This window comes from Pseudalkalibacillus sp. JSM 102089 (assembly GCF_041366475.1).
GTDB lineage: Bacteria > Bacillota > Bacilli > Bacillales > Guptibacillaceae > Guptibacillus > Guptibacillus hwajinpoensis_B.
Genome location: NZ_JBEWYW010000008.1, coordinates 43,800 through 65,140, shown reverse-complemented (window position 1 = coordinate 65,140; position 21,341 = coordinate 43,800). Strand labels below are relative to the sequence as shown.

22 protein-coding genes are annotated in these 21,341 nt (G+C 38.4%); 18 read left to right on the top strand and 4 right to left on the bottom strand.

Translation table 11 applies throughout. The features are described 5' to 3' along the window. The first annotated feature begins 5 nt into the window (after positions 1–5). The 5 genes from resB to ABVF21_RS16355 all read left to right on the top strand — a co-directional run bounded on the left by resB (position 6) and on the right by ABVF21_RS16355 (position 6,484). Positions 6–1,631, top strand: coding sequence for a cytochrome c biogenesis protein ResB (gene resB, locus ABVF21_RS16375; RefSeq protein WP_303530914.1), 1,626 nt, complete (start codon positions 6–8; stop codon positions 1,629–1,631). A gap of 29 nt (positions 1,632–1,660) precedes the next feature. Then, positions 1,661–2,860, top strand: coding sequence for a c-type cytochrome biogenesis protein CcsB (ccsB, locus tag ABVF21_RS16370; protein WP_303530915.1), 1,200 nt, complete (start codon positions 1,661–1,663; stop codon positions 2,858–2,860). A 131-nt stretch (positions 2,861–2,991) separates the two neighbouring features. Beyond that, positions 2,992–3,708: a response regulator transcription factor gene (locus ABVF21_RS16365; protein WP_194221968.1), complete on the top strand. Its 717-nt coding sequence runs from the start codon at positions 2,992–2,994 to the stop codon at positions 3,706–3,708. Then, positions 3,708–5,498 carry an ATP-binding protein gene (locus ABVF21_RS16360; protein ID WP_303530916.1) on the top strand — a complete coding sequence of 597 codons (1,791 nt, stop codon included), beginning with the start codon at positions 3,708–3,710 and terminating at the stop codon, positions 5,496–5,498. The genes ABVF21_RS16365 and ABVF21_RS16360 overlap by 1 nt, the downstream gene beginning before the upstream one ends. A gap of 176 nt (positions 5,499–5,674) precedes the next feature. Further along, a complete protein-coding gene (locus ABVF21_RS16355; protein WP_303530918.1) occupies positions 5,675–6,484 on the top strand; it encodes a histidinol-phosphatase in 810 nt (269 codons plus the stop codon). Positions 6,485–6,595: 111 nt separating this feature from the next. On the opposite strand, the gene serA is transcribed toward ABVF21_RS16355, so the two are convergent. Together serA and ABVF21_RS16345 are read right to left on the bottom strand one after the other, a co-directional pair. Next, positions 6,596–8,176 (bottom strand): phosphoglycerate dehydrogenase, encoded by a 1,581-nt coding sequence (serA, locus tag ABVF21_RS16350; protein WP_303530920.1) that lies wholly within the window; start codon positions 8,174–8,176, stop codon positions 6,596–6,598. 164 nt (positions 8,177–8,340) lie between these two features. Continuing rightward, entirely contained in the window at positions 8,341–8,589 is a 249-nt protein-coding gene (locus tag ABVF21_RS16345) for a ferredoxin (protein ID WP_194221965.1), read from the bottom strand. A gap of 217 nt (positions 8,590–8,806) precedes the next feature. Between ABVF21_RS16345 and ABVF21_RS16340 the strand changes: the two genes are divergently transcribed. From ABVF21_RS16340 to ABVF21_RS16320, 5 genes are all read left to right on the top strand, one after another. Then, positions 8,807–9,856, top strand: a complete 1,050-nt coding sequence (locus ABVF21_RS16340; protein WP_371018604.1) for a helix-turn-helix domain-containing protein — start codon at positions 8,807–8,809, stop codon at positions 9,854–9,856. Further along, positions 9,856–11,394, top strand: a complete 1,539-nt coding sequence (locus ABVF21_RS16335; RefSeq protein ID WP_371018603.1) for a RecQ family ATP-dependent DNA helicase — start codon at positions 9,856–9,858, stop codon at positions 11,392–11,394. The genes ABVF21_RS16340 and ABVF21_RS16335 overlap by 1 nt, the downstream gene beginning before the upstream one ends. Then, complete coding sequence (locus ABVF21_RS16330) at positions 11,375–11,953, top strand: CPBP family intramembrane glutamic endopeptidase (protein WP_371018602.1); 579 nt, start codon at positions 11,375–11,377, stop codon at positions 11,951–11,953. The genes ABVF21_RS16335 and ABVF21_RS16330 overlap by 20 nt, the downstream gene beginning before the upstream one ends. A gap of 27 nt (positions 11,954–11,980) precedes the next feature. Further along, positions 11,981–12,166, top strand: coding sequence for a hypothetical protein (locus tag ABVF21_RS16325; protein WP_303530927.1), 186 nt, complete (start codon positions 11,981–11,983; stop codon positions 12,164–12,166). Between the two features lie 82 nt (positions 12,167–12,248). Continuing rightward, positions 12,249–12,698, top strand: a complete 450-nt coding sequence (locus tag ABVF21_RS16320; protein WP_303530928.1) for a DUF2663 family protein — start codon at positions 12,249–12,251, stop codon at positions 12,696–12,698. Between the two features lie 3 nt (positions 12,699–12,701). Here ABVF21_RS16320 and ABVF21_RS16315 read toward each other — a convergent pair whose 3' ends face one another. Further along, a complete protein-coding gene (locus ABVF21_RS16315) occupies positions 12,702–12,917 on the bottom strand; it encodes a hypothetical protein (protein WP_194221960.1) in 216 nt (71 codons plus the stop codon). A gap of 210 nt (positions 12,918–13,127) precedes the next feature. Here ABVF21_RS16315 and ABVF21_RS16310 point away from each other — a divergent pair, with 210 nt between their 5' ends. From ABVF21_RS16310 to ABVF21_RS16290, 5 genes are all read left to right on the top strand, one after another. Next, positions 13,128–13,763: a CBS domain-containing protein gene (locus ABVF21_RS16310; RefSeq protein WP_303530931.1), complete on the top strand. Its 636-nt coding sequence runs from the start codon at positions 13,128–13,130 to the stop codon at positions 13,761–13,763. Between the two features lie 58 nt (positions 13,764–13,821). Beyond that, on the top strand, positions 13,822–14,220 hold the full coding sequence (locus ABVF21_RS16305; protein ID WP_206759496.1) for a hypothetical protein: 399 nt from the start codon (positions 13,822–13,824) through the stop codon (positions 14,218–14,220). Continuing rightward, the gene (locus ABVF21_RS16300; protein ID WP_303530935.1) at positions 14,217–14,975 is read left to right on the top strand and encodes a metallophosphoesterase; all 759 of its coding nucleotides are present in this window, start codon (positions 14,217–14,219) and stop codon (positions 14,973–14,975) included. Before ABVF21_RS16305 ends, ABVF21_RS16300 begins: the two co-directional genes overlap by 4 nt. A 93-nt stretch (positions 14,976–15,068) precedes the next feature. Next, positions 15,069–15,992, top strand: coding sequence for a MerR family transcriptional regulator (locus ABVF21_RS16295; RefSeq protein ID WP_303531136.1), 924 nt, complete (start codon positions 15,069–15,071; stop codon positions 15,990–15,992). 139 nt (positions 15,993–16,131) lie between these two features. Then, positions 16,132–16,722, top strand: a complete 591-nt coding sequence (locus ABVF21_RS16290; protein WP_226613827.1) for a genetic competence negative regulator — start codon at positions 16,132–16,134, stop codon at positions 16,720–16,722. A gap of 103 nt (positions 16,723–16,825) precedes the next feature. Here ABVF21_RS16290 and ABVF21_RS16285 read toward each other — a convergent pair whose 3' ends face one another. Then, entirely contained in the window at positions 16,826–17,539 is a 714-nt protein-coding gene (locus tag ABVF21_RS16285; RefSeq protein ID WP_371018601.1) for a PIG-L deacetylase family protein, read from the bottom strand. 204 nt (positions 17,540–17,743) lie between these two features. Here ABVF21_RS16285 and ABVF21_RS16280 point away from each other — a divergent pair, with 204 nt between their 5' ends. The 3 genes from ABVF21_RS16280 (at position 17,744) to ABVF21_RS16270 (ending at position 21,336) form a co-directional block, all read left to right on the top strand. Next, positions 17,744–18,658: a D-alanine--D-alanine ligase gene (locus tag ABVF21_RS16280; protein WP_371018600.1), complete on the top strand. Its 915-nt coding sequence runs from the start codon at positions 17,744–17,746 to the stop codon at positions 18,656–18,658. A 285-nt stretch (positions 18,659–18,943) separates the two neighbouring features. Next, positions 18,944–20,224, top strand: a complete 1,281-nt coding sequence (locus tag ABVF21_RS16275; protein ID WP_194221953.1) for a Glu/Leu/Phe/Val family dehydrogenase — start codon at positions 18,944–18,946, stop codon at positions 20,222–20,224. A gap of 116 nt (positions 20,225–20,340) precedes the next feature. Beyond that, on the top strand, positions 20,341–21,336 hold the full coding sequence (locus ABVF21_RS16270; protein ID WP_371018599.1) for a YpdA family putative bacillithiol disulfide reductase: 996 nt from the start codon (positions 20,341–20,343) through the stop codon (positions 21,334–21,336). The last annotated feature ends 5 nt before the right edge of the window (positions 21,337–21,341 follow it).

Below are 21,341 nucleotides of genomic sequence, written 5' to 3'. Positions count from 1 at the left end.
TTCCAATGAGCAACAATAACATCACCTGTGAATGCGGACATGTGAACCCTTATGGAACTGAGATATGCGAAGTATGTGGTAAACCGCTTCAAGGTGATTTAGAATCTAAGAAACTGCTTAATATGAGATACGAGGGAAGTGCGCGAAGGTCACAAACGTACAAAACAACGATCATCGATAAGATCTGGAATTTCTTTTCATCTGTAAAGGTCGGAATCTGGATTATCGTCTTGTTGTTAGTAGCTTCAGCGATAGGCACTATTTTCCCTCAAGAAATGTACATACCACCGCTGTCAGACCCGACAGTTTATTACAAGGAACAATACGGCGTACTTGGTCAATTGTATTATGACCTGGGTTTTCATAACTTATACGGCTCATGGTGGTATATGTTATTAATTGCAGCATTGGGACTTTCGCTCATTGTAGCCAGTCTCGATCGGTTTGTCCCGCTGTATCGCTCATTAAAGAAGCAGCGAGTCATTCGCCATGAAAGTTTCATGAAGCGCCAGAAGTATTTTGGTAAGACGGAAATCAGCGATGATTCGCCTGACTTAAATGGCATTAAACGAGCATTAGAAAACAAAAGGTATAATGTTAAAGAAGAAAATGGTCATTTATTTGCTGAGAAAAATCGCTTCTCCAGATGGGGACCTTACGTAAATCATATTGGACTCATTCTATTCCTCATCGGCGGAATGCTCCGCTTTTTCCCTGGAATGTATGTCGATGAGGTGCTCTGGTTAAGAGAAGGGGAAACAGAGAAGATCAAAGGGACGGAAGAAGCCTATTATTTAAAAAGTGATGGTTTCATTCTAGAAACTTATGATAATGAAGATGAGAAATTTAAAGATGCGATTGAAGAGTCTGGACAAGCAGTCGTGGCAAAGAACTATCAAACGGATGCTATTTTATACAAGCAGGTTGGTGAAAGAGTAGCAGGGACGGATCCAGAACTTGAGAAAGTGAAAGAACATCCGATTCAAGTTAATAAACCGCTTAAGTTTGAAGGGTATGCCATTTACCAGGTAGATTATAAATTGAATGAACTTCAGAAGATGTCATTCACTATGGACAATAAAGAGTCCGGAGAGTCTATAGGTGACCTCACTATTGATCTTTATAATCCTGAGAAAGAATACAACCTTGAAAACGGCTACAGCGTTGAAGTAATGGACTACTTCCCGGATTTTGAATTTAATGATAAGGGTGAGCCAACAACTAAATCTAAAGTTCCGAATAATCCTGCATTTATACTTAATATGATTTCTCCAGAACATCCTGACGGAGAAGTAGCTTTTGTTGCGATTAAGCAGAACTTAGAGCCTCTTGGAGAAAATGATTACAAAATGTCGTTTCAAAATGTAGATACAAAAAATGTTTCCGGTTTAGTCGTAAGGAAAGACAATACATTATGGATTTTAGCGATCGGCGGCGCAATCTTCATGATTGGTGTTATTCAAGGGATGTATTGGAACCATCGAAGAATTTGGATTCGAAAAGGGGATGACGAAATGTGGTTATCCTGTCATACGAATAAAAACTGGTATGGTTTGAAACGAGAGCTAGAAAGCATTACAAAAGAGACTGGTCTGAATATGCCACTTGATCAGTCGGAAGAAAAGAAATAGATGTTTAGCACGAAAGGAGGCAAGATAAGATGGCTCAATTAAGCAGTAACTTGCTTTATGTTGCTTTCTTTATCTATTTTGCAGCAAGTATTGTATTCGCTATTTCTTTGTTTGGTAAGAAGTGGAGAAAGTCGGATGAAATGACCCATTCAAAAAAATGGGGAATGTGGGGGTTTGCTCTTTCCACAGTGGGTTTTCTTTTTCAGCTGAGCTATTTTGTTACAAGGTGGATTGCTGCAGGGCATGCACCAGTTAGTAACTTGTTTGAATTTACAACATTCTTTGGGATGGCGATGGTGTTCGCTTTCTTAATTATTTATCTGATATATAAGAGCAATGTTATCGGGGTATTTGCAATGCCTGTTGCAATTATTGTGATTGCTTATGCAAGTGTATTCCCATCAGATATTCAGCCACTTATTCCAGCTTTACAAAGTAACTGGCTCAAAATTCATGTTACAACAGCTGCTCTTGGTGAGGGGATTCTATCCATTAGTTTTGCAGCAGGACTTGTTTATTTAGTTAAAACAGTCAATCAATCTAAAGCGAGCAAATCAACTTTCTGGCTTGAGTTTGTCATGTACTCTCTCATTAGCACGATTGCATTTGTTGTCCTATCACTTGGATTTGAAGCTGCTGGGTATTCTTCCACTTATCAATTTGTTGATCAAAATGAGCAGCAGATAACAGTGGATTATACATTGCCAGCCATAGCAGGGCCGACAGACGGCCAATATGTTAGTGGAAACGAATTTGGACCTCTTTTTGAAGCACCCGGATGGATGAAAGGGGAAAAAGCTGCACATAAGTTAAATACGTTAATCTGGTCGATATTTGGTGGTCTGATCTTGTATGGTTTGGTCCGATTAATTTTAAGGAAACGAATTGGAGCTGCCATTCAACCAGCACTTAAAAATGTGAATGAAGAATTGGTAGATGAAATACAGTACCGTGCAGTAGCGATTGGTTTCCCAGTGTTTACATTAGGAGCACTTATTTTCGCCATGATCTGGGCGCAGGCCGCTTGGACACGCTTCTGGGGCTGGGATCCAAAAGAGGTTTGGGCTCTTGTTACATTCCTTTTTTATGCTGCATATCTTCACCTTCGCCTTTCAAGAGGATGGCAAGGTGAGAAATCAGCCTGGCTTGCTGTAGTAGGTTTTGTCATCATTATGCTCAACCTTGTTGTCGTCAACCTTGTTATTTCTGGACTTCATTCTTATGCATAACTTCGAAAACCTTCACGATTTGTGAAGGTTTTCTTATAAGGTGAGAGGTGAATGCGGTTTCTCATCACTGGTCTGGATTGCTATATGCATGGTAGAATAGAACACATGAGCTCATGTAGGAGGGAATCTTCTTGGAAAAAGATGCACGAATATTAGTAGTAGATGATGAAGAGCGTATTAGAAAGCTATTGCGCATGTATCTTGAGAGAGAGAATTATGAAATAGAAGAAGCTGAAAATGGAGAACAAGCCCTGGAAATGGCAATTGAGGATGATTTCGATCTTATTTTACTTGATTTAATGCTTCCGGGAATGGATGGTACAGAAGTTTGTCAGCAAATGCGTGAACAAAAAGCCACTCCTGTGATCATGCTTACAGCAAAAGGGGAAGAGGCTAATCGCGTACAGGGGTTTGAAGTAGGGGCTGATGACTATATTACAAAACCATTTAGTCCAAGAGAAGTCGTTCTTCGCGTTAAAGCACTGTTAAGAAGATCATCGACGACGAAATTTTTACAAACCGAAACCACAACTAAAAACGTAATTGTATTTCCGTATTTAACAATCGATCATGACGCTCATAGGGTGTTAGCGGAGGAACAAATTATTAATTTAACACCGAAAGAATATGAGCTATTGTATTATCTTGCAAAAGCTCCTGATAAAGTATTTTCGAGAGAAGAGCTGTTAAAAGATGTCTGGAATTATGAATTCTTTGGAGATCTCCGAACAGTTGATACGCACGTGAAGAGACTAAGAGAGAAGCTAAATAAAGTATCACCAAATGCTGCTGCAATGATTTCAACAGTATGGGGAGTGGGATATAAATTCGAGGCAGTTAAAGAATAATGATTTGGAGAAGCGTTGTTGGTAAGCTATGGCTTACAATCATCTTACTTGTAGCATTTGTGCTATCCATCTTAACAATTCTTTTACTTCAATTTTTTGAAGACTTTCATGTTGAAAAAGAAGCAGAGCAAATGGAACGACTCGCTAATAAAGTGGCTTCTGTTATTGAACGATATGATGATCGAGAGCAGGCGCTTGACACAGCCTGGGAAATCACAGACTTTTATCCTACTAGGGTTATGATCGTTGAAAATGACAGCCAGGGGGATAGTAGGTATTCGCCCAATGCCCATGGATTACCAGAGCTGTCATTGGATGTGTTTAAAAAAGATCCCATCTTAAAAGGGGTATTTACTGATCGAGAAACGGTTGTTAAAAAGGGAGATTTCGTTACAGATGAAGCGGCCGCATCACATAATGAACTTCTGATCGTCGGTGTCCCCATGGAACTTGATGGAGAAGATAACGGAGAGGTATTTCTATACCAATCCCTTGACGTTATAGCAAAGACAACGAGCCAGGCTCGAAATTTAATTTACATAGCTGCCGGGATTGCCATTGTTTTAACGACAATCTTTGCCTTCTTCTTATCTACTCGTATTACCGCTCCACTTCTAAAAATGAGAGAAGCAGCTACAGAGGTTGCAAAAGGGAAGTTCGATACGAAAGTTCCGATGGTGACCCATGATGAAATTGGCGAACTTTCTGTTGCGTTTAACCGTATGGGGCGCCAACTCAATAACTATGTTACAGCGTTGAATCAAGAGAAGGAACAGCTTTCTAGTATTTTAAGCAGTATGGCGGATGGCGTTATTACCTTTGATAAAACTGGAGCCATATTAAGCACGAATCCTCCTGCTGAACGGTTTTTGAAAGCCTGGTATTACGAGCAGGGAATGGAAGAAAAGCCTGGTAATGAAGTGCCTGAGGATATCAATGAATTGTTTAGTCTTGTTGTAACACTTGAGCGGGAACAGTTAACAGAAGTTGAACTACAGGGGCGGAGCTGGGTTGTTGTTATGACGCCACTTTATAACCAATCTGCTATTCGGGGAGCGGTGGCTGTCTTTAGGGATATGACAGAAGAACGTCGTTTGGATAAGCTAAGGAAGGATTTTATCGCGAATGTGTCTCATGAGCTTAGAACCCCAATTGCGATGCTCCAAGGATATAGTGAAGCGATCGTAGATGATATCGCAAGTAGTGACGAGGAAAAGAAAGAGGTCGCTCAAATCATTTACGATGAATCCTTGCGGATGGGAAGGCTAGTGAATGAACTTCTCGATTTAGCTAGAATGGAAGCCGGTCACAACGAATTGCATTATAGCAATATTCATTTGCAAGATTTTGGACAAAGAATAGTAAGGAAATTTTCCGGACTTGCTCGAGATCGACAAGTGGAATTAAATTTCCATGTCTCAAATGATGAGAGAATGTTAATGATTGATCCTGATAGAATTGAACAGGTATTAACGAATTTAATAGACAACGCTGTGAGACATACACCAGGAGGAGGGGAAGTAAGATTATTAATTACTTCCCTTGAGAAAGGCGTTCAGTTCGACGTGAAAGATACTGGTTCTGGCATTCCTGAAGATGATCTTCCATTCGTGTTTGAGCGTTTCTACAAAGCCGACAAAGCTCGTACAAGAGGAAGGTCAGGAACGGGTCTAGGGCTTGCCATTGCTCGTAACATTGTGGAATCTCATCACGGCCACATTTCCGTCCACAGCAAGAGCGGAGAAGGAACAACGTTCTCTTTCTATATACCTGATAAAGTGAAAGAGTGACAGGCACTCCGTCGACATACTCAAGAGAGTTTCCGAATTAATCGGAAGCTCTTTGTTTGATTGGTGACATTTTATACCGAAGAAAAAGAGTAAGGAATAGGTATCCTTGTTTCCCGTTAATACGTTACAATAACAAGTGGAAGAGTCAAACTAGTTCGATAAAAGGAGCTGAAGCTGTGTATACTGACTATCACAATCACTTAGAAAAAGGTACATTAACCCTTGATTATTTATCTCAGTTTGTTGAAGAAGCAAAGCGCAAAAATGTAAGCCATTTTGGGATTTCCGAACATGCTTATCATTTTTATGAAACAGAAAATATTTTAAGCAATCCGTGGGTTAACGAAAGAAGATGGTACAACATGGATGACTACGTTAGTCTTTTTCAGGAAGCGGAAAAACAGGGGATGGACGTTAAGATGTCCATTGAAATGGATTATACCCCAGGTAAACATCAAGAAATGAAAGATTTTATTTCTAGCTATCGATTTGATTATGTCATTGGATCCATTCATTGGGTTGAAGACTTTGGGATTGATCTAGCAGAATATCGTCATCTTTGGGATGAACGTGATATTAATACGGTTTACCGCAAATATTTTGATCAAGTTGTCACACTGGCAGAATCAAATTTGTTTGATATCGTAGGTCATCTCGATCTTGTAAAGATATTTAAATACAAACCAGAAAGCCGTGATTTTCTACTTGAACAATATGACCGAGCGACAAATGCTTTATCTCATTCCAAAACATGCGTCGAAATTAGTACAGCGGGATTGCGTAAGCCAGTAGGTGAATTGTATCCTGATCCTGAACTTCTTAAAATGTGTTATGAAAAAGATATTCCAATTGTCCTCTCATCAGATGCGCACGTTCCGGGAGACGTTGGTGCAGACTATGATAAGGCGGTTGAGCTTGCTAAATCAGTTGGGTATTCTAAATTAATGACGTTCGAAAAAGGAGAGCGCAAGTCAATATCGTTATAAATATAGGTGATTGAAGATAAGTTGTTGCTCAAATGAGCGCACAAATCAGCGGAATATAAATGCAACAAAAAAAGAACGGGAGCTAACTGCTCCCGTTCTTTTTTAGATGAATTAAACGCCGCCGATTTGTTCTACTTTCACGATATCTTGCACTTCTTCGAGAGTTTCTTCAATATTTTTTGGTAATGCATTATCAAAAGATAACATCATAATCGCTTCCCCACCTGCTGTCTTTCTTCCAACTTGCATGGTGGCGATGTTAATCTTATGTTCCCCTAGAACCTTTCCTACGTTTCCAATGACACCAGGACGGTCATTGTGCTGAATATAAAGCAGGTGACCTTGAGGATGAAAATCAATATCAAATCCATTTAACTGAGTAATGCGATCTCCATATTCTTTAATATATGTTCCTTGAAGTGAGAAGGCCTCTTTATCCCCTTTTACAGTTACAGAAATAAGATTTGAGTATCCCTGTGTTTCAGAACTATGTTTCTCACCATAAGTAATCCCTCTTTCTCTAGCGATAGAAGGGGCGTTTACTTCATTAACGGTAGTGTCCAGTCTTGATTTAAGGAAGGACGCCATTAAATTCCTTGTCAAGATTGCTGTATCTAATTCAGTTAGCTTTCCGGCATAAGTGACTTCTACGAGATTCACTGCTGATTTCATACATTGTGAGAGTATACTTCCCATCTTACGAGTTAGTTCGTAATATGGTTTGATTTTTTCGTATTCTTCTTTTGAAAAACCAGGGAGGTTGATCGCATTTCGAATTGGTTTCTCTTTCAGGAAGTGTAGTACTTCGTCTGCTACCTGAGCAGCAACATTGAGTTGTGCTTCTTTTGTAGAAGCCCCAAGGTGTGGAGTTGCAATAACTTGATCAAAGCTTAAGAGAGGGTGGTCAGCCTCTGGTGGTTCTGCCACAAACACATCAAGTGCTACGCCACCAATGTGACCTGATTCGAGGTAAGGAATGAGTGATTCTTCATCAATAATTCCTCCACGAGCACAGTTAATTAAGAAAACACCTTTTTTAGTTTTTGCTAGCGTTTCTTTATTTAAGAGTCCACGTGTTTTATCAGTTAAAGGAGTATGAACAGTGATAATATCTGCCGTTTGAAGCAGCTGATCCAAATCAACGGACTCCACATCGAGTTTTTCCGCTCGATCATTTGTTAGGAATGGATCAAATACGACGACATCCATACCAAACGCTCTAGAGCGTCTAGAAAGTTCTGTACCGATACGTCCCATTCCTACAATGCCAAGGGTTTTTCCACTTAACTCTGTTCCGACATACTGTTTTCTCATCCATTGTCCTTTTTTCAATGACGACGTTCCCTGAGGAATATTTCGAACGAGTGAAGCCATCATTGCAAAAGTATGTTCTGTTGTTGAGATAGTGTTGCCGTCAGGTGCATTAACTACAATGACGCCTCGTTTCGTTGCGGCATCAATATCGATGTTATCAACACCGACCCCTGCTCTTGCAACAATTTTAAGCGAAGGCATTTGATCGAGCACTTCTGCTGTTACTTTTGTCGCGCTTCTTACAAGCAAGGCTTCATAGCGATCTAGACGATCATTGAAGTCATTTAATGATCCAATGTCACATGTTATCGTGCTTTCATTCAAAAGCGGCTGTAAGCCATCTTCCTTAATACCATCAGTTACTAAAACGTAAGCCAACTTCTCCACTCCCTTTGTCTCTCTCTTCTCATTTTTTAGAAAACTTAATAACTTACTTTTTATCATGAAAGCACTAAAGTGTCAATTTCATTAGGAACATTTTTAGAGAAAAAGATGCGAAAATAAAAAACCCCCGGTATTAAAACCAGGGATTCCATTCTTTATTATTCGAATTTTGTAGCGTCTCCGTCAAATGACTCATCAGCAATCTTAATAGAATCAGTAGGACAGCCTTCAAATGCATCCATCATATCTTCATGAAGTACATCTGGAATTTCAACGATACCTTCGTTGTCATCGAGGGTTACAAATGCGATACCTTCGTCGTCGTAATCATAAATATCAGGTGCAGCAGCGCCGCAGGCACCACAAGCAATACATGTGTCTTTATCTACAATAGTATACTTAGCCATGATTTAACCTCCTATTCAATACTTCTATATGCCTTTCATCGTCAATTTATGCGTAAATGAAAGTATTTAATAACCTTATTGTAAAGGTCGCGACTTGACTTTTCAATAGTTTAATCCTTTTATTACCGCCTAATTGAATGTTACCCGGTTTTAAAATAAGTAAACAGATGAAAAAATTTGATACAATATAAAGAAGAAGGAATTGGGTGATTGATACATGCAATATTTAGACGGTGTGCTATTATATATTTTTGACCGTTTTAGGGGAGAGCGTTCACTTTCAGCCGTTCTCCATCTCCTTACTGGGAAAAAATCTTCACAAACGATTCAGGATGCAAAACTATTTAACGTTTCAAATTTTTTTGGTGTTTTGAAGCAAATCAAACGATCTCAACTCGTAGATCATTCCGTTAGGCTTCAAAAAGTTAAATTGATTGAGCCTAACCAACATGATGGTTTCAAGGTCACATTAGAAGGCAAAGAAAAATTGAGCGCTTTCCTAGTGGATAATCCTATTCCCACATACTTAGAAGGATGGAAGTATCATTCTATTAGTGATTTATTCTGGCAGCGGCTTAGTTTATACGTTCAAACGCTATCTTATTCAATCCATGGAAACATGAATTTTTATCCTATAAGCAAAGAAGATAATATTCAAAATTGGGTCAGGCTACACTTTCCAAGCGTGAAAGAACAGCGAGCCATTTTAGCAAATGATTTGTACAAAGAAATATCAGCTATTTTACTCCACCTCCCAGCACATCAGGCTGCATTATTTGTCAAACGGCTAAGTGGTAAAGGAAGGACAGGACTTACTTTTGTTCAAATGAGTAAATCGAACAAGATTAGTGTGGAAGAAGCTACAGTACAATTTCAGAATGTAATTCATGCTTTTCTTACGTATATTCAAAAGAATCCTCTTCAATTCCCTATATTGGGAACAGTGGCGAAAGGGTATGAGGGCGAGTGGCCGTTGACGTCTTCAACTAGGCAGACGTATACCATTCTTCAATCGGGAGTGTCGCTAGAACAAATAGCTCAAAGGCGTCGATTAAAGAGAAGCACGATCGAGGATCACCTCGTAGAAATTGCAATAAATGTACCTGGTTTCTCAATTGATCCTTTTGTATCTCAAGATGCACAGAGGGAAATCCGATTAGCCAGCGAGAAATTAAACAGTCAGCGGTTAAAAACAATCAAACAGTATTTAGATGATAATTATTCATACTTTGAAATCCGATTAACACTTTGTAAGGAAGGGATTTAATGGCTTTAACAGACTTGTTATACAAGCATTTTGGATACCGCGAATTTCGTCAAGGACAGCAGGAAATCATCTTGGATGTGCTAGAAGGAAAAGATGTTTTTGCGATGCTTCCTACAGGTGCAGGTAAATCGCTTTGTTATCAACTTCCAGCATATGCAGGCCTGGCACATATTCTTATTGTTTCGCCTCTCGTATCGTTAATGGAAGATCAAGTACAGCAATTAAAAGCACAAGGAGAAAAGCGAGTCGTTGCGTTAAATGGTTTTCTTCCCTTTGAGAAACGAATCTCGATTCTTAAAAACTTATCACGTTATACATTTATTTACGTATCGCCAGAAATTCTTCAAAATAAGTTTGTGCAAGATGCTTTAACTCAATTGGATTTAGGGTTAATGGTCGTGGATGAAGCACATTGTATTTCTCAATGGGGGCATGATTTTCGAACAGACTACTTAAAACTTGGTGTGATTAGAGACAAGCTTGGTAAACCTCCGGTTCTTGCGTTAACAGCTACAGCTACAGATGAAGTGCGGAATGATGTTATGGATCAATTGCACATGAAGATACCCGCTATTCATATACACAGCGTCGATCGACCTAACATTGCTATTAAGCTAGATAAATTGCCTTCACTTGAAACGAAAATCCAAGCGTTAAAGCGGTATGCTAATGAGTTAGAAGGACCTGGAATCATCTATTTCTCAAGCAGGAACTGGGCAGATAGAATTGCAAAAGAATTAAATGATGACATGAAAACCGTAGCATCTTATCACGCAGGAATGGAGCAGGAAGATCGGTTATTGATACAGCAGCAGTTTCTAAATGATGAGCTATCCATTGTTTGCTCGACAAATGCTTTTGGAATGGGTATTAACAAGAGCAACATTCGATTTGTGATTCACTTTCATCCCCCAGCTACAATCGAAAGCTATTTGCAAGAAATTGGTCGAGCGGGAAGGGATCAAAATCAAGCGATAGCTATTCACTTGTATACAGAAGAAGATGAATTTCTACCCCTTTCATTTATTGACAAAGAACTGCCTAAAGAGGTGCAAATTAAAGAAGTTATGAGAGACTTATCTAGCCGATCAGGTGAAACATATTCAAGTAATCAAATAGAAAGTGAAGGCGCGAAGTTTGGGTTGAATGAGACGGCGTGGCGTTATTTGTTCCACCGCCTAGAAGTTGAAGGAGTGATAGAGGATAAAGTTATTCGCTCTTTTGATGTCGATTCTACTTTAATGAAAATAATTGATGAAACAGAAATCCGGCGCAAAGAAAAACTTGCTAAGTGGTTTGGATTCAAAAGCTGGTTAGAAGAAGAGCAGTGTCGAAGAAAAGGTTTATTAGTTAGGTTCGGTGAAACGAATCATATCATTGACCCGTGTTGTGATTTTTGTGGTTTAAACCTTGAAGATTATACAGCTAGTTATGATCAAAGTGATTCCTCACCACAAGAAGAATTTGACTGGGATGCTGAACTGAAACGGATGCTGACAGTGTGCGGGGAGGATACCAGTGAGAAACCGACAGGCTGAAATAGTAAAACAATTAACTGATCGTGAGCTAGTATTAAATGTTTACTTAACACAGGCGATCATGCTTATTCTAGCCTTTGTATTGGGGGCTTTTCTATTTGGGGAGATATGGTTTCTTCCTAAAATTGTGGAATTCAATTGGAGTGATATAGTCTTCCTAGGAGGTGGTGCAGGCTTACTCGTTGTTCTAGCTGATCTTCTTTTGATGAAATCTCTCCCGGATGAGAAATTAGATGATGGAGGGATTAACGAACGGATATTTTCCAAGCTTTCTGTGCAACATATCTTCTTTTTGTCATTTCTTATATCTTTCAGTGAGGAACTGATGTTTCGAGGAGTCATTCAAACACACTTCGGACTAATACTTTCAAGTTTATTATTTGCAATGATACATGTTAGGTATCTTTCTAAGCCAGTATTATTCACATCTGTTGTAGGAATCAGTTTTTTGCTAGGTATTTTATATGAGGTGACAGGTAATGTTCTTGTCACGATGTCAGCTCATTTTTTTATTGATTTTATTATGGGTTGTTTGATAAAAAGGAAGACACGTCTGTGAGTAACTACATCATGAAAGGTGAGTCTTATGAAAAACGATCGTCCGCTACCCTCTAGGAAGGAATTCCATCGGAATAAGGAAAAACAAAAAAAGCAGGCACGAAGCAAAGGTAGTGAAGAGAATGAACTTCCATCTCTTGCGCTAATCCGAGTGCTCGCGCTGCTATTTATAAGCATGGTTGCCATATTTCTTTTATATTCTTATTTTTCTTAATATGTTTCTCTTATTCAATGCCCCCCTGTATTATCTGGCGCATATGTTGCATAAACTAGTTTCTATAAAAGGGGGGACTAGAGTGGATGCGTTCAAACAATGGAATCTTCCACAGCCACAATCTAAAATGACAAACGTCTTGTTAGAAGAGTTAGTGGAAAGAAAAAATGCTGAAATACAGTTTAATGGAAAATCTCAATTTTATGGGTATGTTCTTTCATGTTTACTTTTAGGTATAGGCGGACTATTTTGGTACGAGCTAGAAAAAAACTCATCTTTATTTGTAAATGGGTTCTCCCCGTCATTGATGCCATTTTTTATGTTGATGATTAGTTTGAGTATAGTAGCATATTTTCAATTAAGAAAGATTGCAAAAAAATGCAAAAAGGCCGAGGAAGAATTTGAATCTTTAAGATTGGAGATATTAGATCGAAGTGATGAACTTTTTGAAGGACAATTGCAGTGGCAAAATCGTCATGCTGTTTTTAAATATTTGAAAGATCAACATGGAATTAACCTTTATTACAAGTGAACTTTATCTTTGTTCAGGACAACCGAAAAATAAATATTGTTCGATTTGGAAATGACTTCCGTTAATGGAAAGCGCATCTTCTGCAAACATTTCAATTTTTCCGAAGGCAACAGTATCTTTAAGTTTTGGGCAGAAAACTTCTACGGGCATACCTAAACGACGGTTGAAATCCAAATCTTCATTACGTAACAATGATTTGGTTTTAAGTTTGTTTATCATAGATCCATCATCTCCGTTTTATTGTTTCCGTCCCAATTGGTCTGGTTATGCTTTAATCTTACCTCAAAAAGACTGAATCTTCAAGCAATTAAAAAGCCCAATTTACGGAAGAAATCGCCTCAATATCACATGAATTTCTCATTTAGAAGGATATTATCTTTGAAATGTGGTATTAATTAAGAGTAATGATCTTACAAAGAGGTGATAGTAGTGTATGTACGTAGTGCAATGAAACCAATTAGAGAAACTGTTTATGTGAATCATGACACAAAGTTGGATGAAACCCTAAAATTATTGAAGGATCGTGAAATTGATGGTGTCCCCGTTATCCAGGGAACGAAATATGTTGGTATTGTTACTTTTAATCGCATTTACAAAGCGTTTTTCAAAAGTGATGCAACCGATAAAGAAATGTTTCTTAGGGAAACCAATGCAGGGGATATTGCTTTCCAAAAAAATGTTACAGTTAATCAGGAGGAAGTGTTTGAGAATACGCTCCTTTTAGCTAAAAATGCACCACTTGTAGCCGTGGTTGATCAAAAGGAAGATTTCATTGGAATCATTACTAGATCAGATATACTTGATCAATTCCAAAGTGCTTTTGGTATGAGAAAGCCGGGCATTCGAATTGCTTTTGCATCTTCTGAAACAGAAGGAAGAATTGCAAGACTAGCTAAAATAGCAAAGAGTTTTCATGAAAATATTATTTCCCTCTCTACTTTTGACGAGTCAAACCAAAATGTACGAAGGATTGTAATGAAGATCGAGAAAAAAGAAAATATCGATCAATTTATAGCAAAACTTGAACAGAATGGATTTAAAGTACTCGATATTAAAGAAGTATGAGATATTAGTACCCATAAAGCCTCCTACTCTTACATACGTTAGAGTGGGGGGTTTTACTATGCCGCTTCTCTTGATAAGGGTTATGACAATATTTTGTTTGCTGTATTTAGCTGAAAGTAACTTGAATTTAAAAAGTATGACCTTTACAGATTTAATGTTAAACAGTGCGCGCTATGGTTTTGGGGCGATTTGTTTTTTATTTGGATTTTTAGTCGTGGCAAGAGTAATCAGGGAGCATGTAGAGAGTTTTCTTGCATTCGGAATTAAAAACAAAGCTCACCTTATAACGTTCTGTATTGAAGGTAGTTTGTTAATTGGCGTATACTGGGTATTGTTTCAAAATAATAAGTGGTTATCTCTAGCATCTCTCGTGATGGCATTTATATATGGTGGTTTGTCGGCTAATATAAGGGCTGCAAGAGAAGTGAAACGCTTTCAGAGGAGCAATGAAACATGAACTATATCATTGGGATCTTTTTGGCAGGTGTACTGTTACTAATTTATATGTGGGGTGAAGCTCATCTAAATCGTGTCCACACGAAGGAACTTTACATTAAACAACTACCAAAAAGCTTTGAATCATTTCGGATTTTTTTTATCTCAGATTTACACAATCGATTGGTTTCTGAGAAAATTTTAGAAAAGGTGAGAGATCAGGTTGATATTGTAGTAATAGGTGGAGACGTAATGGAAAAAGGGGTATCTTTTGATAAGGTTGCTCAAAACATGAGGAATCTTAGCGCTCTCGCCCCTTGTTATTTCGTTTGGGGGAATAACGATTATGAAGAAAATCCTGCAAAACTACAAAAAATTCTAGTTGATAACGGAATCCATATCTTAAAAAACCAGGCAGAAACGGTAATGAAAAATAATGATGGAATAAGCTTATTAGGAATTGATGACCTTTCAACAGAAAACGCTTCACTTCAGGATGCGCTTAATGAAGCGTCAGAAGATATTAAGATCCTGGTTAGTCATAATCCGGACATTAAACAAGATTGGCCAGAAGATAGTGGGGTTCAATTGATTTTATCCGGACATACTCATGGAGGTCAGATTCGACTGTTTGGATGGGGGATAAGAGAAAAAGGTGGAATTAAGAATATTAATGGGACAACCGTAGTAATCAGCAATGGATATGGCACAACAACTTTACCGTTAAGATTAATGGCACCAGCTGAGTCACATATTTTTATATTAAAAAGGAAATAAATACAAAAAAACAAAGCAACGCTTATACAAAGTTTACACAAACATCATTCACCCTTTATACTAGGTGTGATAATGGCTGTATTAGAGGGGAAGATGACTATGTCTGCAGGTAAGTATAATATTAAAGCGGTCTCGAAAAAATTAGGTATTCAACCCGGGACCTTGAGGGCATGGGAGAGGCGTTATAATATTATTTCTCCAATAAGAAATGAAGCTGGTCATCGTCTTTATTCGGAAGAGCATATGTCTATATTAAAATGGCTGGTCCAAAAAACAACGCAAGGCTTTACAATTAGTCAGGCTGTAGAATTGCTTGAGAATGGAAATGATTCATCAGATACGGATAGTATGGGCACTGATATGGTGCAGGATAGGGCTCAAATCTTAGCTGATGAAATCCTTGAAGCCCTTTTAGCTTTTGATGAGAATAAAGCGCAAGATTTGTTGAACCAGGCTTTCTCTGTCTTCAGTATAGATAAAGTTGTTCATGATATATTGGCTAAACTACTAGTGAGGGTTGGAGACCTATGGGAAAATGACAAAATAACCATAGCTCATGAGCATTTTACTACCGCTTTTCTTCGTTCTAGAATCGGTATGATTTTCCATACGCTTCCTGTCGATGGGTACCTTCCAAAAGTAATGGCTGTTTGCTCAACTGGTGAATACCATGAACTTGGATTGTTAATTTTTACTCTGTATCTTAGACGGAAAGGGTTCGAAGTTATTTATCTCGGATCGAGCATACCAGAAGAGGATATTGAAATCGTCGTAGAAGATACCGACCCCAAAATTCTGTTTCTATCATGCACGTTGATGACGAATTTACCAAGGTGTCTAGGTTTGATTGATCGATTGGACCAACGTTTCTCTGAATTAACCATTGGAGTAGGTGGTTCAGCTATTGCACATTTACGTGATGAAAAGAGACAGGCTTACGAACCGTTTTTAGTTGGAAATAATAAAGAAGAATGGGATGCCTGGATTAAAGATAAAATTCAAAAGCTTACTACTTAGTTGAAAGTGGACTTGACTTGTCTAAGCTTCCTTTGACAGTGTAAACTAGAAGAATATCGTCAACCAAGAACCATCTTTGTATTATCACATATAGTATGAATAAAGGATTTGCGGGTGACAGACGGTAGGGGGGAATTAGATGCGTCTTGAACGTTTAGCATATGATAAAATAAAAATATTTCTAACTTATGACGATTTAAATGAGCGTGGAATTACGAAAGAAGAGCTCTGGCAGGACGTACCGAAAGTTCATAGGCTTTTTCGTGAGATGATCATGGAAGCTGATGATGAACTTGGATTTAAAGTAGATGGTCCTATCGCTGTAGAAGTATTTTCACTTCCTGCTCAGGGAATGGTAGTCATTGTCACAAAAGGTTCCGGTGATAGTGAATTTGAAGAGGACTACAACGATGAGTATATTGAAATGCAAGTGACCCTTGATGAAAGCGATGAAGTTTTCTATGAGTTTCGTTCTTTTGAAGATGTGATTGGTCTTTCGAAAAGATTGATCAATGTGGGTATACAAGGAGGAACACTTTATTCCTATCAAAACCATTTTTATCTTAAGTTTGATGAAGAGGAATTTGCAGAGTATGAATTAGATTCTTTAGTTGCTTTACTGGCTGAATTTGGGAATCCTTCCACAATTACAAGCTACCGGGTGATGGAATACGGCAAACAGATTATGAAGACAACTGCAATCGAGCAGTTAAATCATTATTTCAAATAAGGTTCTGGTGGCTATCTGAATCATTCCAATTTGTTTCTTAACATCCGAAATGATTCAGTTATTGCTTTCTTGAACACGAAAAAACCTCCCATGGGAGGTTTTTTTAGGTGAGGAGGGATTTAGATGAAGGTTCGGCGTTTTCCCACGCTTTAATGAAATATTCTTTATTGTTATATTTCATGAAACCTTCTTGATTATATATGGTTGGAAAAGCTCTTTCAACGGACAGGTGTTGCGTTCGATGCGCAAGAAGAGCTTTTCTTACGGTATTTATATGGTTACTTGAGAATGATTTCATCAATGTAATCGAATCATCAGGGTCAGAAAAAGCAGGATGGCCTGTTTCATCAGCTAATGACTGTGGGAAGGTAGTGTAGTATAATTCCTTCACAATGTTTGTTTCGTGCACTGCCTGGAGCGTTGCAGCTTGAATCGCTTTATGGTCAGGATGCCCTGATAATCCATGAGGTGGAAAAGTGATGACAACGTCAGGTTTAACTTCTTTGATTCGGTTGATTACATCATTTTTAAGCACATTTGGAGGCAAAGAATTTAACTTCCCGTCCTGATATTCACCGATATATAATTCATCGATGCCAAGTAGCTTAGAAGCTTTTTCAAGTTCTTTCCGTCGAACGGATGCGAGTTCTTCGGGGCGACAAATAGCTGGTTCGCCGCATTTACCAGCGTCGCCAGGTGTGGCACTATATAAAACGGTTTTAATATCTTTTTTGTTCGCTAACTCTAATAATGTTCCTCCGCAAGTAAAGCTCTCATCATCAGGGTGAGCGAAGACAAACATAAATGTTTGAGACATAAGGGTATTTCCTTTCATAAATAAGATTACTGCCAGTATACAAAAAGTAAAAGACTTTTTTCCAATAATATTATTTATCGATGGTCATTAGGGATAACATAGTGTTCGAAAAACATGGTATGATGAGAGAAGTTTTGATTAGTTCCACTCGATTAACTATCGAATATAATGACATACATAAATGTAGCCCAGGAGGTATAAAGAATGAAAGTTGGAGTACTTTATGGAGGAACCTCTGCAGAAAGAGAAGTTTCTTTATCTAGCGGAAAAGGAATTATGAGAGCTCTAAAAAATAACGGTCATGAAGTAGTTGGAATTGACTTCCATCCAGATCGCTTAGCTGAAGTAATGGAACTTGATGTAGACATTGTTTTTATTGGTCTTCATGGTAAGTATGGGGAAGATGGTAGAATTCAAGGTTTACTCGATATGTTACAAATTCCTTATGTAGGATCCGGAGTACTTGGATCTGCCGTTGCGATGGACAAAGCAAAAAGTAAGAAAGTACTAAGAGATTCAGGCATTCGCCTTGCTCAAGATCTCGTTCTTCATAAATCGGATGACCACCGTTCTTTGGAATTACCTTTTGGATATCCAGTTGTTGTAAAACCAAACAGTGAGGGCTCAACCATAGGCTTAACAATTGCTAAGAACGAAGCAGAGCTTCAGCAGGGGATTGAAGAGGCATTTCGATTTGATGATACTGTAATCCTTGAGGAATTTATTTCTGGCACAGAAGTGACGGTTGCCGTAATGGGAGCTAAAGGTGATGTTAAGCCACTCCCTGTCATAGAGATTGTACCGAAAAATGAATACTATGATTATGAATCGAAGTATTCTGAAGGTGGAAGCGAGCATATTGTCCCTGCACGTATATCGTCTGATTATACGACACTTATCCAAGAGCAGTCGATAGTGGCACATGAACTCCTTGGTTGTGAGACGTATTCACGAGTAGACTATATTGTACCGAATGATGGATCGAATCCTGTTTTCCTCGAAGTAAATACATTGCCAGGTATGACACCGACAAGCTTGTTTCCTGACGCGGCTAAAGAGATTGGATATTCCTATGAACAGATGATTGAAAACCTTATTCATTTAGGATTAAAAAAATAGTAAAAGGAGAGACCTCACAAATTGTGAGGTCTTCTTTTTAATTGATATGACTACGCCTCTACTTAGTAAGCGTTTTCATTACTATGGAACAATTTGCATAAATGTAGCATGAATGCCTTCTCATAGCTTACCTAAACGTGTATACTATGTTTTGAAAGCAGAGCAATGGAACATTCTATAAACAACATATGAACTTTAACAATTAAAATCGAATAGGCTATGCTTCATTTAGCCTAAAAAGTACAAAAACAGCAGAGTAAGTGCACAGTAATGGGAGGTAAAGCAATGGTCGACAAAAACGAAACAGATAATGGACAAGGAAATAAGAAGAAACGGAACGTATTAGAGTCGACGCAATCAGTCATTCACGAAGCGCTGGACAAATTAGGCTATCCGAGCGAAGTTTATGAGCTATTAAAGGAACCAATGAGATTAATGACAGTTCGGATTCCAATTCGAATGGATGATGGCTCTATAAAAATATTCACTGGGTATCGTGCGCAGCACAATGATTCTGTAGGACCCACTAAAGGTGGCGTTCGCTTCCATCCAGACGTGACAGAAACAGAAGTTAAAGCACTATCTGTATGGATGAGCCTTAAAGCAGGGATTGTAGACCTTCCTTATGGAGGAGGTAAAGGTGGAATTATTTGTGATCCGCGTGAGATGTCTTTTAGAGAACTAGAACGATTGAGTCGAGGGTATGTAAGAGCAATTAGTCAAATTGTAGGTCCAACAAAAGATATACCGGCACCAGATGTATTCACGAACTCTCAAATTATGGCCTGGATGATGGATGAGTATAGTCGAATTAGAGAATTTGATTCTCCTGGATTTATTACTGGTAAACCTCTCGTATTAGGTGGTTCTCATGGTCGTGAATCCGCTACCGCGAAGGGCGTTACCATTTGTATTCGCGAAGCTGCTAAGAAAAAGGATATCAAAATAGAAGGTGCACGTGTCGTTATTCAAGGTTTTGGAAATGCGGGTAGTTTTCTAGCAAAATTCATGCATGATGCGGGTGCTAAGATTGTAGGAATATCAGATGCATATGGAGCTCTTCATGATCCTGAAGGTCTTGACATTGACTACTTATTAGACCGACGTGATAGTTTTGGAACAGTTACAAAGCTCTTTAAAGAAACAATTAGCAACAAGGAGCTTCTTGAACTTGATTGTGATATTCTTGTTCCAGCTGCTATTGAGAATCAAATTACAGAAGACAACGCACATCAAATTAAAGCAAGTATTGTTGTGGAAGCGGCTAACGGTCCTACAACGATTGAAGCTACAAAAATTTTAACGGATCGTGGTATTTTACTCGTGCCAGATGTTCTTGCAAGTTCTGGTGGTGTAACGGTATCTTATTTTGAGTGGGTACAAAACAACCAAGGTTACTACTGGACAGAAGAAGAGGTAGAAGCGAAGCTTGAAAAAGTAATGGTAAACGCTTTTAATTCAATTTACCGAACTTCTGAAACGCGTCGCGTTGATATGAGACTATCAGCATATATGGTTGGCGTGCGTAAAATGGCTGAAGCCTCTAGATTTAGAGGATGGATATAAATAGTTGCCAATCCGATGAAAATTCCCTATCATTCAGGTAGGGAATTTTTCTATTGCAAAGAGTAGAATAAAAAGAAATGTTCCATTTCTTATGGATAGGTTCGGGAGTGAGTGAGATGAGAGAAGAACAAGTGGTTATCATTGGCGCAGGTCCTTGTGGAATGTCTGCGGCAATTGAATTAATGAATGAGGGATACGATCCTCTAATTATCGAAAAAGGCAATATCGTGAATGCTATTTATCATTATCCAACGCATCAAACATTTTTTAGTTCAAGTGAAAAGCTTGAAATTGGTGAAGTACCTTTCATAATTGAAGAGCGGAAGCCAAAACGAAATCAGGCCCTTGCTTACTATCGGGACGTTGCTAAAAGAAAAGATCTTCGTATTCATTCCTTTGAAAAAGCAAATTTGATAACTAAGGAGAATGGTGCATTTATTATTGAAACGGAAAAAGTGCACGAATCCAAAAAAATAACATACCGCGCACAGCATTTAATCATTGCAACAGGATATTATGATAGTCCTAACTTTATGGGTGTTAAAGGAGAAAACCTCGATAAGGTTTTGCACTACTTTAAAGAGCCGCACCCTTATTTTGACCAGGATATTGTTGTGATAGGCGGTAAAAACTCAGCAGTTGACGCAGCATTAGAGCTTGAAAAAGCTGGGGCAAGAGTTACGATTCTTTATAGAGGAGCGGAATATTCAAAAAGTGTAAAACCATGGATTTTACCGGAATTTGAAGCTCTCGTTAGAAATAAGAAAGTGACAATGGAGTTTAATGCTTCATTATTGGAAGTGAAAGAAAAAGAAGTCGTATATGAAGTGAAGGGTGAACAGAAGAGCATACCGAATGATTTTGTATTCGCCATGACCGGTTATCATCCTGATCATTCATTTTTGACAAAAATCGGTATAGAAATTGATCAACAAAGCGGGCGACCTGCTTTCGATCAAGATACGATGGAGACGAATGTAGAGAATTGTTATATTGCTGGTGTGATTGCCGCTGGAAATAACGCCAATGAGATTTTTATTGAGAATGGCAGGCTACACGGTGCATTAATAGCTCAGTCAATCATAGGGAAAGCACAAAAACCTACCAATTAAGGTAG